General features: G+C 73.9%; 10 protein-coding genes. 7 read left to right on the forward strand and 3 right to left on the reverse strand.

Annotated features, from left to right (window positions below; all coding sequences use genetic code 11):
* Positions 1-48: 48 nt before the first annotated feature.
* The 3 genes from ABTW95_RS13595 to ABTW95_RS13605 all read right to left on the reverse strand — a co-directional run bounded on the left by ABTW95_RS13595 (position 49) and on the right by ABTW95_RS13605 (position 3,855).
* The gene (locus tag ABTW95_RS13595; RefSeq protein ID WP_396446904.1) at positions 49-1,044 is read right to left on the reverse strand and encodes an ABC transporter permease; all 996 of its coding nucleotides are present in this window, start codon (positions 1,042-1,044) and stop codon (positions 49-51) included.
* Positions 1,041-2,141, reverse strand: coding sequence for an ABC transporter permease (locus tag ABTW95_RS13600; protein ID WP_396446903.1), 1,101 nt, complete (start codon positions 2,139-2,141; stop codon positions 1,041-1,043). The genes ABTW95_RS13595 and ABTW95_RS13600 overlap by 4 nt, the downstream gene beginning before the upstream one ends.
* A gap of 175 nt (positions 2,142-2,316) precedes the next feature.
* Entirely contained in the window at positions 2,317-3,855 is a 1,539-nt protein-coding gene (locus ABTW95_RS13605; protein ID WP_396446902.1) for a sugar ABC transporter ATP-binding protein, read from the reverse strand.
* Between the two features lie 298 nt (positions 3,856-4,153).
* Here ABTW95_RS13605 and ABTW95_RS13610 point away from each other — a divergent pair, with 298 nt between their 5' ends.
* The 7 genes from ABTW95_RS13610 (at position 4,154) to ABTW95_RS13640 (ending at position 13,958) form a co-directional block, all read left to right on the forward strand.
* On the forward strand, positions 4,154-5,185 hold the full coding sequence (locus tag ABTW95_RS13610; protein WP_396446901.1) for a LacI family DNA-binding transcriptional regulator: 1,032 nt from the start codon (positions 4,154-4,156) through the stop codon (positions 5,183-5,185).
* Positions 5,186-5,234: 49 nt separating this feature from the next.
* Positions 5,235-5,948, forward strand: a complete 714-nt coding sequence (locus ABTW95_RS13615) for a (Fe-S)-binding protein (RefSeq protein ID WP_396446900.1) — start codon at positions 5,235-5,237, stop codon at positions 5,946-5,948.
* A gap of 62 nt (positions 5,949-6,010) precedes the next feature.
* The gene (locus tag ABTW95_RS13620) at positions 6,011-7,432 is read left to right on the forward strand and encodes a LutB/LldF family L-lactate oxidation iron-sulfur protein (RefSeq protein WP_500226448.1); all 1,422 of its coding nucleotides are present in this window, start codon (positions 6,011-6,013) and stop codon (positions 7,430-7,432) included.
* Positions 7,429-8,052: a LutC/YkgG family protein gene (locus ABTW95_RS13625; protein ID WP_500226397.1), complete on the forward strand. Its 624-nt coding sequence runs from the start codon at positions 7,429-7,431 to the stop codon at positions 8,050-8,052. Before ABTW95_RS13620 ends, ABTW95_RS13625 begins: the two co-directional genes overlap by 4 nt.
* Complete coding sequence (locus ABTW95_RS13630; protein ID WP_500226398.1) at positions 8,049-9,482, forward strand: rhamnulokinase; 1,434 nt, start codon at positions 8,049-8,051, stop codon at positions 9,480-9,482. The genes ABTW95_RS13625 and ABTW95_RS13630 overlap by 4 nt, the downstream gene beginning before the upstream one ends.
* A 304-nt stretch (positions 9,483-9,786) precedes the next feature.
* A complete protein-coding gene (locus ABTW95_RS13635) occupies positions 9,787-12,720 on the forward strand; it encodes a helix-turn-helix transcriptional regulator (protein ID WP_500226399.1) in 2,934 nt (977 codons plus the stop codon).
* A 134-nt stretch (positions 12,721-12,854) separates the two neighbouring features.
* Positions 12,855-13,958: an alpha/beta hydrolase gene (locus ABTW95_RS13640; RefSeq protein ID WP_396446896.1), complete on the forward strand. Its 1,104-nt coding sequence runs from the start codon at positions 12,855-12,857 to the stop codon at positions 13,956-13,958.
* Positions 13,959-13,960: the final 2 nt, after the last annotated feature.

Genomic DNA, 13,960 nt, shown 5'->3' on the forward strand with positions numbered 1-13,960 from the left:
GCCTTTCGGGGTCGGGAGGAATGCGGCGGGGGGACGTGTCTCAAGGGGTCAGGTGGGGGCGGGGGCCGCGGGTCTCGCGCCCCGCCGCCTCCCTCGCGCGTCGCGGGCCACGGCGATCAGCCGCGGGGTGAGGACGCTGACGATGAGGAGCAGCCCGGTGACGATCGACTGGACCTCGGTGGAGACGTCGTTGAGCATCAGCAGGTTGCGGAGCAGGCCGATGAGCAGCACGGCCGCGATGACGCCGCCGAGCGTGCCCTTGCCGCCGTCGAAGTCGACGCCGCCGAGCAGCACCGCCGCGATGACGGCGAGCTCCAGGCCGAGGCCGTTGTCGGCGCGGGCGCTGCCGTAGCGGAGCGTGTAGACGATGCCCGCGAACCCGGCGACCAGGCCGGACACCGTGAACAGGATCAGCTTGATGCGCTTGACCCGGATGCCGGCGAAGTAGGCGGCGTCCTCCTGCGCGCCGATCGCGAACAGCGACCGGCCGACGCCGGTGGCGTGCAGGACGACTCCGGTCGCGGCGGCCAGCAGGACGAACAGCGCGATCGGATACGGGATCGGGGTGCCGGGGACGGACGAGGTGGCGAGGTCGGTGTAGGCGAACGGGAACTCCGAGACGGCCCCGGTGCCGAGCGTCACGTACGCGAGCCCCCGGTAGAGGGTCATCGTGCCGATCGTCACGGCCAGGGACGGCAGCCCCAGCCTGGTCACGAGCAGCCCGTTGACCAGGCCGCAGACGAGGCCCACGACGAGCACGATCGGGATGATCGTCTCGATCGCCATGCCGCCGTCCCACATCTTGCCGGTGAGCGCGCTGCACAGCCCGAGGACCGAGGCCACCGACAGGTCGACCTGCCCGCACACGACCAGCAGCGTCATCGGCAGCGCGATCAGCGCGATCTCCGACAGGTCGTCCAGCGCGAACGACAGGTTGTCGTCACTGGCGAAGTCGGGCGAGAACCCGGCGCCGCCGGCGAACACCACGACCAGCAGGGCGGTGACGGCGGTCTCCCACCGCATCAGCCCTCCGAGGCGGCTCATGCCCGTCCCTCCTTCTCCTGCGGGACCGTCTCCGCGGCGTCCCGGTGCGCGGCGGATTCGAGGGACCGCTGCTTCAGCGCCCGGGTGACGCGCAGCGCCAGCAGCCGGTCCACGCTGATGGCGAGCAGCAGCAGGACGCCGGTGATCGCGTCCTGCCAGAACGAGTTGACCTTGAGCACCACCAGCACGCTGCCGATGGTGGTGAGCAGCAGGCCGCCGAGCGCGGCCCCGTACACCGTCCCGACGCCGCCGGTGATGGCGACGCCGCCGACGACGACGGCCGCGACGACCGTCAGCTCCCAGCCGTGCGCGGCGTCCGCGACGACGGTGCCGAACCGGGCGAGCCACAGCACCCCGGCCAGGCCGGCGAGCGCGCCGCTGACCAGGTAGGCGGTGAGGACGCGGCGGCGGATCGGCACGCCCGCGAGCCGCGCGGCCTCAGGGCTGGACCCGATCGCGTAGAACTCGCGCCCGGACGAGTAGGAGCGCAGGTAGTACCCGGCCGCCAGCATCACCGCGACGGTGACGATCGGCAGGTAGGGGACGCCGAGGATCCCGTCGTTGCCGAGCTTCAGCACCGAGGACGGCAGCTCGGCGGCGCCGATCTGCTGCCCGTGGGCGATGCGGTAGTCCAGGCCCTGGATCACGTACAGCGTGCCGAGCGTGACGACGAGGGAGGGGACGCGGCAGAAGCTGACCAGCAGCCCGTTGGCCAGCCCGCACGCCAGCCCGATCGCGACGCCGAAGAGCAGCACCGGCACGACGCCGTGGCCGCCCTCGGCGGCGAACTTGCCGGCGCTGAACGCGACGAGCCCGACGACGGACCCGACCGACAGGTCGATGTTGCGGGTCACCACGACCACCGTCTGCCCCACGGCGAGCAGCACGAGGATGGAGGCGTTGAGGAAGATGTCCTTGACGCCCTGCCCGGACAGGAACCGCGGGTTGGCGATCGTGGTCGCGACGACCAGGACGACGAGGCCGCCGAGGATGCTCATCTCGCGGGCGCGCAGCACCAGCTCGACCAGGCGGCGGCCGCCGCCCGCCGGGCCGCCCGCGCCGCCCGGCCGCGCCGGAGTCTCGGTGAGAACGGTCATCGGGCACCGCCCATCTGGGGGACGACCCCGCCCATCTGGGGGACGACCCCCAGACCCCCGCAGGGGCGGCATGCCGATCCTCGCTCCGCTGCGGTCGTCACAACCCCGCCCATCTGGGGGACGACCCCCAGACCCCCGCGGGGGCGGCATGCCGATCCTCGCTCCGCTGCGGTCGTCATGCCGCCTCCCCCGTTCCCGCGCGGCCGGTGGCCGCGGCCATCACGCTCTCCTCGGTCGCGTCCGCGCGGGCGATCTCGGCGGTGAGCCGCCCCTCGTGCATGACGAGGACGCGGTCGGCCATGCCGAGCACCTCCGGCAGGTCGGAGGAGATCATCAGCACCGCGAGGTCCTGCGCGGCCAGCTCCGACAGCAGCCGGTGCACCTCGGCCTTGGTGCCGACGTCGATGCCGCGGGTCGGCTCGTCCACGATGAGCACGGCGGGCTCGGTGGCGAGCCACTTGGCGAGCACGACCTTCTGCTGGTTCCCGCCGGACAGGACGCCGACGGCGTCGCTGAGCCGGGAGTACTTGAGCCGGAGCCGCAGCCCCCAGTCGGCGGCGCGGTCCCGCTCGACCCGCCGGGAGATCAGGCCGCCGCGCCCGGTGGCGCGGCGCAGCGCCTTCAGCTGGGTGAGGCCCATGTTCCGCTCGATGGACATGTCCATGACGAGGCCCTGCTGGCGGCGGTCCTCGGGGACGAGCGCGAGCCCGGCCGACATCGCGGCGGTGGGGCTGCCCGCGGGCAGGGCGCGCCCCTGCACCTCGACGGCGCCGGCGTCCCAGCGGTCCACCCCGAAGATCGCGCGGGCGACCTCGCTGCGGCCGGCGCCGACCAGCCCGGCCAGCGCGACGATCTCGCCGCGGCGGACCTCGAAGGAGACGTCGGTGAAGGCGCCCTCGCGGGTCAGCCGGCTGACCTTGAGCGCGACCTCGCCGGGCGTCACGTCCTGCTTGGGGTAGAGGGCGTCGAGGTCGCGGCCGACCATCCGGCGGACGAGGTCGTCCGGGGTGATGTCCTCGGTGAGGTCGGTGCCGACGTGGGCGCCGTCGCGCAGGGTCGTGACCCGCCGGCAGAGCTCGAAGATCTCCTCCAGCCGGTGCGAGATGAACAGCACCGCGCAGCCCTGGTCGCGCAGCGTGCGGGTCACCGCGAACAGGCGGGCGACCTCCTGGCCGGTGAGCGCGGCGGTGGGCTCGTCCATGATGAGGACCCGCGCGTCCCGGGAGATGGCCTTGGCGATCTCGACGACCTGCTGGTCGGCGATCGACAGGCCGCGGGCGGGCTGCTGCGGGTCCAGCGCGACGCCGAGCCGCTCGAAGAGCCTCGCGGTCTCGGCGTGCATCGCGCGGCGGTCGATGCGGCCGAGCGCGGCGCGGGGCTGGCGGCCCATGAAGATGTTCTCGGCGACCGACAGGTCGGGGAACAGCGTGGGCTCCTGGTAGATGACGGCGACGCCCGCGGCCTGCGCGTCGGCGGGGCCGCCGAAGACCACCGGCTCCCCGTCCACGCGGACCTCGCCCGCGTCGGGGCGGTGCACTCCTGCGAACGTTTTTACGACCGTGGACTTGCCGGCCCCGTTCTCGCCGGCGAGGGCGTGCACCTCGCCCGCGTGCAGCTCCAGCGTGACGCCCTGCAGGGCGCGCACGGCGCCGAACGACTTGCTCACGTTGACCAGTGCCAATGTCGGCGGCGCCGACCGGCCCGGTGCGTTCATGGCGGCCCTCCTCGCGGGGGACGTCGGTTTCCCGCAGCTGAAAAACGTTTTAACGTGATGTTGCGCAGGACGCTAGATGTGACCCGGAGCACCCGTCAAGAGGGGATCCGTTCGAAGACCCGGCCGGAAGCGGCGAAAACACCGTCCGGACAAGGGCGGCGGAACTTTCCGAAGTCGTCCCGCCGGGGCCGCGCGGCCGGGATCCGGCCGCCCGGGGTTCCGACTCTGGGGTTGACACGTTTTAATGACATGACCCAAAGTGAGCGGCGACACAGACGGACGGACCGGGGGACGCGCATTGAGCAGGACGGTCGGCATCAAGCAGGTCGCGGAGCGCGCCGGCGTCTCCCCCGGCACCGTGTCCAACGTGCTCAACCGGCCCGAACGGGTCGCCGAGGCGACCCGCGCCCGCGTCGAGCAGGCGATCCGCGAGCTGGGGTTCGTCCGCAACGGCTCGGCGTCCACGCTGCGCGCCGGGCACAGCAGCACGCTGGGGCTGATGGTCCTCGACCTCGCCAACCCGTTCTTCACCGACGTGGCGCGCGGCGTGGAGGACATCGCCAGCGAGCGCGGCTACGCGGTGCTGCTGGCGTCGTCGGCCGAGTCGGCGGAGCGGGAGCAGCGCAACCTGCGGGTGTTCGCCGAGCAGCGGGTGCGCGGCGTGCTGCTGACCCCGTTCGGCGACGACGGGGAGACCGCCGACCGGCTGCGGGAGCGCAACGTCCCGGTGGTGCTGCTCGACCATCCGACGCCGCGGGCCAACCAGTGCTCGGTCGCCGTCGACGACGTGGCGGGCGGCGAGCTGGCGGTCCGCGAGCTGCTCGACGGCGGGGCCCGCACGCTGGCGTTCGTCACCGGGCCGATGGTGCTGCGGCAGTGCGCCGACCGGCGCAGGGGCGCGCTGCGGGCGCTGCGCGCCGCCGGGCTCGGCCGCGAGGCGATGCGCGAGGTCCCGGTCGGCGCGATGAACGCGCGGTCGGGGCAGGAGGCGGCGCGGCGGCTGCTGGAGACGGGCCCGCCGCTGCCGGACGCGATCTTCTGCGCGAACGACCTGCTCGCGCTCGGGGTGCTGCGCGTCCTGCTGCAGGCCGGGATCAAGGTGCCGACTGACGTGGCCTTGATCGGGTACGACGACATCGAGTTCTCGGCGGCCGCCGCCGTCCCCCTCAGCTCGGTGCGGCAGCCGACCTACCAGCTCGGCCGCATCGCGACCGAGCTGCTGCTGGAGGAGTGCGACGAGTCGGCCGGGCACGCCCACCAGCAGGTCATGTTCCAGCCCGAACTGGTCGTCCGCGAGTCCAGCCGTTCAGCGTCCGGAGGCCCATCATGAGCACGGCGAACCCGAGGGTGCGGGGGGTCGTCCCCCGGCGGAGGCGCGGATGAAGGTCGCGCTGTTCCTCACCTGCGTCAACGACACGATGTTCCCCGAGACGGGGAAGGCGATGGTGCGGCTGCTGCGGCGGCTCGGCCACGACGTGGAGTTCCCCGAGTCGCAGACCTGCTGCGGGCAGATGCACCTCAACACCGGGTACCGGGAGCAGGCGCTGCACCTGGTGAAGGGGTTCGCGGAGACGTTCGAGCCCTACGACGCGGTGGTGGCGCCGTCCGCGTCGTGCGCCGCGATGGTCCGGGACTGGCATCCGCGGCTGGCGCCGCGCACCGCCGGGGTCGCCTCCCGCGTGCACGAGCTGTCGGAGTTCCTGGTGGACGTCCTCGGCGTCACCGACGTCGGCGCGTACTTCCCGCACCGCGTCACCTACCACCCGACGTGCCACTCGCTGCGGATGCTGCGCGTCGGCGACCGGCCGCTGCGGCTGCTGCGCGAGGTCCGCGGCATCGAGCTGGCCGACCTGCCGGACGCGGCGGAGTGCTGCGGGTTCGGCGGGACGTTCGCGCTGAAGAACGCCGAGGTGTCGGCCGCGATGTGCGCGGACAAGGTCACCGCCGTCCGGCGGACGGGGGCCGAGGTGCTGTGCGCGGCCGACAACTCGTGCCTGATGCACATCGGCGGCGCGCTCACCCGCACCCGCGCGGGGGTGCGGACGATCCACCTGGCCGAGATCCTCGCGTCGACCGAGGAGGACCCGTCATGACGTCTTCTTCCAGGCCCGCCTCTTCCTCCATGCCCGACTCCGCCATGCCCACCTATGTCGGGATGCCGTCGTTCCCGGACGCGGCCAGGCGGGCGGTGGCGGACACCCGGCTGCGCGGCAACCTCGCGCACGCGACCACCACGATCCGCGACAAGCGCGCCGCCGCGGTCGCGGAGCTGGCCGACTGGCCCGCGCTGCGCGAGGCGGGCAAGCAGATCAAGGACCACGTCCTCGCGAACCTCGGCCACTACCTGCGGCTGCTGGAGGAGAAGGTCACCGAGGCCGGCGGGACGGTGCACTGGGCGCGCGACGCCGGCGAGGCCAACCGGATCGTCGCGGACCTGGTGAAGGCGACCGGCGAGACCGAGGTCGTCAAGGTCAAGTCGATGGCCACGCAGGAGATCGGGCTGAACGAGTACCTCGCCGAGGAGGGCGTCACCGCCTACGAGACCGACCTCGCCGAGCTGATCGTCCAGCTCGGCGGCGACCGGCCGTCGCACATCCTCGTCCCGGCCATCCACCGGAACCGGTCCGACATCCGCGACATCTTCCTGCGCGCGATGGACGACGCGCCCGAGGGGCTGACCGACTCCCCCGCGGCGCTGGCCGAGGCGGCGCGGCGGCACCTGCGCGCCAAGTTCCTGTCGGCGAAGGTCGCCGTGTCGGGCGTGAACTTCGCGGTCGCCGACACCGGCACGCTCGTCGTCCTGGAGTCGGAGGGCAACGGGCGGATGTGCCTGACGCTCCCGGAGACGCTGATCTCGGTGATGGGCGTGGAGAAGATCGTGCCGAGCTGGCGGGACCTGGAGGTGTTCCTGCAGCTGCTGCCCCGCTCGTCGACGGCCGAGCGGATGAACCCCTACACCTCCGCCTGGACGGGCGTCACCCCCGGCGACGGCCCGCGCGACTTCCACCTCGTGCTGCTGGACAACGGCCGCACGGCCACGCTCGCCGACGAGGTGGGGCGGCAGGCGCTGCGCTGCATCCGCTGCTCGGCGTGCCTGAACGTGTGCCCGGTCTACCAGCGCGCGGGCGGCCACGCCTACGGGTCGCCGTACCCGGGGCCGATCGGCGCGATCCTGTCGCCGCAGATCAGGGGCATCGGCTCGGACGTGGACGCCTCCCTGCCCTTCGCGTCGTCGCTGTGCGGGGCGTGCTTCGAGGCGTGCCCCGTCGCGATCGACATCCCCGAAGTGCTCGTGCATCTGCGGGCGCGCGCGGTGGAGAAGGGTCCGCGGCATCCGCTGGAACGGGTCGCGATGAAGGCGGCCGGGTGGACGCTGCGCTCCCCGACCCGGCTGGCGCTCGCGCAGCGCGGCGCGTCCGCGAGCCGCCGGATCGTCGGGCGCGGCGGCCGGATACGGCGGCTGCCGGGGCCGCTGAACGCCTGGACCGAGACGCGGGACGCGCCCGCCCCGCCGAAGGAGTCGTTCCGCGCCTGGTGGGCCCGCACCGGCGGCGGACGGAAGGAGGACGGCCGGTGACCGCGCGCGAGGAGATCCTGCGCCGCATCGAGGGCGTCGCGCCCACCCGCCCGGCCGCCGAGGTCGCGGCCTCCTACGCCCGGATCGACCGCTCCTACCTGCGCCGCCACCATGACGACGACGGCGTCCTCGACCTGTTCGCCGAGCGGGTCGCCGACTACCGCGCGACCGTCCTGCGGGTGGCGGAGTCGGAGGTCGCCTCGGCGGTCGCGGAGCGGCTGGCGGCCCGCCCCGGCCCGTACGGCGTCCCGTCCGACCTGCCCGCCGAATGGACGGCGGCCACGGACGCGTCGCTCGTCCGCGACTACTCCGTGGCGTCCCTCGACCGGGTGGCGGGCGCGGTCACCGGCTGCGCCGCCGCGATCGCCGAGACCGGCACGATCGTCCTGGACCACGGCGCCGCGCAGGGGCCGCGCGCCCTGTCGCTCGTGCCCGACTACCACCTGATCGTGGTGCTCGCCGAGCAGGTGGCGCCGGACGTGCCGGAGGCGCTCGAACGGCTCGACCCGTCGCGCCCGCTGACGTTCGTGTCCGGCCCGTCGGCGACGAGCGACATCGAGCTGTCCCGGGTGGAGGGCGTGCACGGGCCCCGCACGCTGGAGGTCCTGGTCGTCCGATGAGCGCCGCCACTTTCGCCGCCGTCGACCTGGGCGCGTCCAGCGGCCGCGTGATGGCCGGGCACGTCGGCCCCGGAACCCTCGAACTGGAGGAGGTACGCCGGTTCCCGAACCGGCCCGTCCGCGCCGGCGGCACCCTGTACTGGGACATCCTCGGCCTCTACGGCAACGTCCTGGACGGGCTGCGCGCCGCGCCGCCCGGCCTCGCGTCGGTCGGGATCGACTCGTGGGCGGTCGACTACGGCCTGCTCGGCCCGGACGGCGCCCTGCTCGGCAACCCCGTCCACTACCGCGACGCCCGCACCGACGGCGTCATGGACCGCGTCCGCGCCGAGCTGGGCGACGACCTCCTCTACCGGACGTCGGGGCTGCAGTTCCTGCCGTTCAACACGATCTACCAGCTCGCGGCGGACGACCTGTCCCGGGCGAGCACGCTGCTGCTCATCCCCGACCTGCTTGCGTACTGGCTCACCGGCGAGATCGGCGCCGAGCGCACCAACGCCTCCACGACCGGCCTGCTGGACGTGCGCGAGGGAACCTGGTCGCGCGATCTGCTCGCCCGCCTCGGCCTCCCGGCGGCGATCCTCCCGCCGCTCCGCGACCCGGGCTCGGTGATCGGGCGGTTCCGCCCGGACGTGGCGGCCGAGACCGGCCACGGCCCGCTTCCGGTCACCGCCGTCGGCTCGCACGACACCGCCTCCGCCGTCGCCGCCGTGCCCGCCGCCGGGGGCGGGTTCGGCTACATCTCGTGCGGCACCTGGTCGCTGGTCGGCGTCGAGCTGGACGCGCCGGTGCTGACCCGGGAGAGCCGCGAGGCCAACTTCACCAACGAGGCGGGAGTGGACGGGACGGTCCGCTACCTGCGCAACGTCATGGGCCTGTGGCTGCTCCAGGAGTGCCTTCGGGCCTGGGGCGGCCCCGACCTGCCCGCCCTGCTCGCCGAGGCCGGGCGCGTCCCCGGCCTGCGCTCGCTGATCGACCCCGACGACCCGGAGTTCCTGCCGCCCGGCGACATGCCGGCCCGCATCGCCGCGCACTGCCGCCGCCGCGGGTTCCCCGCGCCGTCCACCCGCGCCGAGACCGTCCGCTGCATCATGGACAGCCTCGCCCTGGCGCACCGCGCCGCGCTGCGCCGGGCCGCCGCGCTGTCCGGCGTCGACGTCGAGGTCGTGCACCTGGTGGGCGGCGGCAGCCGCAACGACCTGCTGTGCCGGCTGACCGCCGACGCCGCCGGGCTGCCGGTGGCGGCCGGGCCGGTCGAGGCGACGGCCCTCGGCAACGTGCTGGCCCAGGCCCGCGCGCACGGCGTCGTCAAGGACCTCGCCGAGGCCCGCGCGCTGGTCGCGGCCACCCAGGACGTGCGCCGGTACGAGCCGTCGGGCGACGGCTCCCGGTGGCGGGACGCCGCCGTCCGGCTGGGCCTGGAGAGCTGAGCCTGGAGAGCTGAGCCCGGCGGCCCGGCGCCGGCGGCCGGGCCCGCACCGGAGCCGGCGTCCGGGATGTCACGAGGCCGCGACGGTTTACCCACCCGAGGTTGACATAGGGCTTCCGAGGGCCGTTCATAGCTATGTACACACGGTCACGGAGGAGGGCCGTCCCGTGGGGATCACGTGCGGTCAGGGGTGTGTCGCCCCGCCTTATTGACGTTCCACCCGATAAGGTTGAATTCCGCAATTCTCAGACCACAAGAAGCATGATCACGGCGTATCGACCGCCTGTCGCTGTTGGGATGTGGACATGCAGGGTCGTACGGCGCGCGAGGCCGGAGGCTCCGGCAACGCCCCGCTGGTCGGCCGGCGGGACGCGCTGCGGGAGATCGACCGCGTCCTGGACGCGGCCGCGGGGGGCTACGGGTTCCTGGCGATGGTCGGCGAGCCCGGCGCGGGGAAGACGCGGCTGCTGAACGAGCTGGCCGACGGAGCGATCGCGCGGAAGCTGCCGTTCGTGGCGGGCCGCGCGGCCGAGTTCGAGCAGGAGATGCCGTTCGGCGCCGTGGTCGACGCGCTCGACGACCGCCTCGAAGAGCACGCCCTGAACCTGCCGCCGGGGGCGCTGCGGCTGCTCGGCACGGTGTTCCCCGCGCTGGCCGACCTCACCGGCGAGCCGCCGGCCGCCTCGCCTGAGTCGCAGGTCGCGCGGTACCAGTTGCACCGCACCGTCCGGCACCTGCTGGAGGAGCTGGCCGAGCCGTCCGGGCTGGTGCTGATCCTGGACGACCTGCACTGGGCCGACGACGCGACGATCGAGCTGCTCGACCACCTGGTCCGGCACCCGCCGCGGGCGCGGGTGCTGGTCGCGGTCGCCTACCGGCCCGCGCAGGCGTCGCCGCGGCTGGCGGCGCTGGTGGACGCGGCCGGCCCGCAGGGGGTGCGGGTCAGCGTGGAGCCGCTCTCGCAGAGCGAGGTGCGCGACTTCCTCGGCCCGGAAGTCAGCCGCTCCCGCTGCGAGGCGCTGTTCAAGGCCAGCGGCGGCAATCCCTTCTACCTGGAGGCGCTGGCCAAGATGGCCGGCGGCGCCGCGCCCGTGGCGGGCAACGGCCTCGACCCGCACTGGGAGCGGGGCGTCGCGAACCTGACCGAGGTGCCGCCGGAGGTGCGGGCGGCGCTGCAGCTGGAGCTGAGCGCGCTGCCGCCGCACGCGCAGCAGATGGCGCGCGGCGCCGCCGTCGCCGCGGACGTGTTCGAACCCCAGCTCGCCGCGGTCGCCGCGGAGATGGACCCCGGCGACGCGCTCGCCGCGCTCGACGCGCTGACCGGCCACGACGTGGTGCGGCCCGCGCCGGGCGGCCGGTTCCGGTTCCGGCACCCCCTGGTGCGGCACGTCGCCTACGCCTCCGCGGCGGCGGGCTGGCGGATCGCCGCGCACTCGCGGGTCGCGGCGCGGCTCGCCGAGCTGGGCGCCCCGGCGGCCGTGCGCGCCCACCACGTGGTGCGGTCGGCGCGGTTCGGCGACGCCGAGGCGATCTGGACGCTGGTGGAGGCGGCCCGCGTCGTCGCCCAGCAGGCGCCCGGCACCGCCGCGTACTGGCTGCAGGCCGCGCTCGGCCTGATGCCCGACACCGCCGACGAGGGGTATCCGGACCGGGTCGAGCTGCTGGTCGAGCTGACCTTCATGCAGGCCGTCAGCGGGCACGCCGAGGAGGGCCGGAAGACCGCCCGCACCCTGCTCGAACTGCTGCCGCCCGACGACATCGTGCGGCGCGCCCGGACCGTGCACATGTGCGCGATCATGGAGCGGCAGCTCGGCCGCATCCACGAGGCCCGCGCCATCGTGCTGGACGAGCTGCGCCGCATCACCGACCGGCAGACCCCGGAGGCGGTCCTGCTGCGGATCCGGCTCGTCGCCGACCGCATCCAGAAGATCGACACGCGCGGGTCGCACGCGATCCTGGAGACCATCCCCGACAGCGCCCCCGGCTGGAGCCCCGGGCTGACGGCGGCGGTCGCGGCGATGCGCCCGATGGTCGCCTACGGGCGCGGCGAGGTCGAGCAGGCGATCGCCTACGCGCAGACCGCCGACCGGCTCTTCTCCGCCGCGTCCGACACCGACTTCGCCGACTGCCTGGACTGCTTCGCCTGGCTGGTGTTCGCCGAGTGCTTCCTCGGCATGTACGACGAGGCGCTGCGGCACGTCGAGCGGCTGGTGTCGATCACCCGGGCGACCGGGCAGACGTTCGTGCTCGGCTACATGCTGACCGGGCAGTCGCGCATCCTCACCCACCTCGGCCGGCTGGAGGAGGCCGCCGCCGCGGCCGACGAGGCCACCGCGGTGGGCCGCGACCTGCGCTCGCAGGAGGTACTGGCCTACGGGCTGATCCAGCAGTGCCTGACCGCGTCCTGGATGGGCGAACACGAGCGGGCGCTGCGCGCCGGGGACGAGGCCGTCGCCAACGACACCGGCTCGGGCGAGTGGTGGACGCACATGGCGCACGTCGCCCGCGCCATCGCGGTGATCAACGAGGGCCGGCTGGAGGAGGGCGCCACCGCGCTGATCGCCGCGTGCGGCACCGGCGACCAGGGCCTGGACTTCGGCACCCTCGGCGGCTGCGCCGAGGCGCTGGCCTGCGTCCGCGCCGCGCAGGACGACGCCGCCGACGCGGCGAACTGGGCCGGCATCGCCGAGGCGATCGCCAACCCGGCGCTGACCGGCGACGTCGGCCTGGCCCGGCTGGCCCGCGCGCACGCGCTGCGCCCCGCCGACCCCGCCGGGTCGGCGGCGCTGGCGGCGGAGGCGGCCGACCTGCTCGCCAAGGCCGGGCGGCGGCCCGACGCGGGCCGCGCCGAACTGGCCGCCGGGCTCGCGCACGCCGCCGCCGGCGACCGCGCCGCGGCCCGCGAGCGGCTGCGCGCCGCCGCGGAGATCTTCGAGGCGTGCGGGATGAAGGGGCTGCAGGCGCAGGTCGCGCGCGAGCAGCGCCGCCTCGGCGTGCGGGTGCCCGGCGCCGGGGCGCCCTCAAGGGCCGCCAAGGGCAAGCCGGACCTGCCGTTCGGGCTGTCGCCGCGCGAGCACGAGATCGCGCAGCTGGTCGCCGAGGGCCTCAGCAACCAGCAGATCGCCGAGCGGCTGTTCCTCAGCGTCCGGACGGTGGAGACCCACCTGTCGCGCGTCTTCGCCAAGATCGGCGTGTCCTCGCGGGTCGGTGTCGCGACCGCGATGAACCGTTCCGAGTAGAGCCGACTCTTACTTCACGTACGTCCCGTACGTGAAGCCGGTCCGTCCGCGCGCGTAAGTACGGGTTCTCCACGATGCCGCGCCGATATCGGCGTTTGGCAAGGTTGGGGCGTCAGGAAGCGGAGGAGACGGACATGGATCAGCAGCGGATCGCGCGCTTCACGCACGCGGGCGTCGCCGACGCCGAGATCTCCGTGCACCCCTTCGCGACCGACGACGGGCTCGGCCTGAACCTGACCCGGTTCCGCCGCGCCCGCGCCGACCGCGGCGACGACACCGTCCTGCTGGTGCACGGCCTGACGTCGTCCAGCGACATGTACATCATGCCGGAGCACACCAACCTGGTGAACTACCTGCACGACGCCGGGTTCGGCGACGTGTGGGCGGTGGACCTGCGGATCAGCGGCCGGTTCCCCTACAACGCCGAGACGCAGCGCCACACGCTCGACGCCCTCGCGCTCTGGGACCACCCCGCGGCGCTCGCCGAGCTGCGCCGCCACATCGGCGACCGCCGCCTCCACGTGATCACCCACTGCGTGGGCTCGATCTCGTTCTCCATGGCGCTGGCCGCCGGCACCGTCACCGGCGTCACCAGCCTGGTCTGCAACAGCGTCTCGCTGACCCCGCGGACCCCGCCGTGGTCGAGGATCAAACTCGGCTACGGGCCGGCGCTGATGGAGTACGTCGTGGGGCCCTGCCACCTGGACCCCCGATACGGGAACGCTCCCGTCCTGACGCGCGGCTGGATGCTCGCCAAGGCCGTCGCACCGTTCCACCGCGACTGCGACGAGCCGGCCTGCCACATGCTCAGCTTCATGTGGGGCGGCGGCAAGCCGATCTTCACGCACGAGAAGATCTCGCCGGTCACGCACGGCCGGCTGCCCGACCTGTTCGGGGCCTGCAACGTCAACTACTACCGGCACATCCACGCGATGGTGAAGAAGGGCCGCGCGGTCAAGTACGACCCGCGCGACCCGCGCTTCGCCGCCCTGCCGGACGACTACCTGTCGCGCGCCGACTCGGTCACGACGCCGATCCTGTTCCTCACCGGAGACCGCAACCACGTGTTCACCGACTCCAACATCGTCTGCCACCGCATGCTCGAGAAGGCCGCGCCGGGCCGGCACGAGCTGGCGATCCTGCCCGGCTACGGCCACCAGGACCCGTTCATGGGCGCGAACTCCGACACCGAGGTGTTCCCGCAGGTCGTCGACTTCCTGAAGCGGAAGGCGGGCTGATC

This window comes from Spirillospora sp. NPDC127506, from assembly GCF_040302145.1.
GTDB lineage: Bacteria > Actinomycetota > Actinomycetes > Streptosporangiales > Streptosporangiaceae > Spirillospora.

What these genes read in the sequence shown, in the direction of transcription:
- ABTW95_RS13595 (WP_396446904.1), bottom strand. Translation starts at nt 1,044, where the DNA reads ATGAGCCGCCTCGGAGGGCTGATGCGGTGGGAGACCGCCGTCACCGCC.
- ABTW95_RS13600 (WP_396446903.1), bottom strand. Translation starts at nt 2,141, where the DNA reads ATGACCGTTCTCACCGAGACTCCGGCGCGGCCGGGCGGCGCGGGCGGC.
- ABTW95_RS13605 (WP_396446902.1), bottom strand. Translation starts at nt 3,855, where the DNA reads ATGAACGCACCGGGCCGGTCGGCGCCGCCGACATTGGCACTGGTCAAC.
- ABTW95_RS13615 (WP_396446900.1), top strand. Translation starts at nt 5,235, where the DNA reads ATGAAGGTCGCGCTGTTCCTCACCTGCGTCAACGACACGATGTTCCCC.
- ABTW95_RS13620 (WP_500226448.1), top strand. Translation starts at nt 6,011, where the DNA reads ATGCCGTCGTTCCCGGACGCGGCCAGGCGGGCGGTGGCGGACACCCGG.
- ABTW95_RS13630 (WP_500226398.1), top strand. Translation starts at nt 8,049, where the DNA reads ATGAGCGCCGCCACTTTCGCCGCCGTCGACCTGGGCGCGTCCAGCGGC.
- ABTW95_RS13635 (WP_500226399.1), top strand. Translation starts at nt 9,787, where the DNA reads ATGCAGGGTCGTACGGCGCGCGAGGCCGGAGGCTCCGGCAACGCCCCG.
- ABTW95_RS13640 (WP_396446896.1), top strand. Translation starts at nt 12,855, where the DNA reads ATGGATCAGCAGCGGATCGCGCGCTTCACGCACGCGGGCGTCGCCGAC.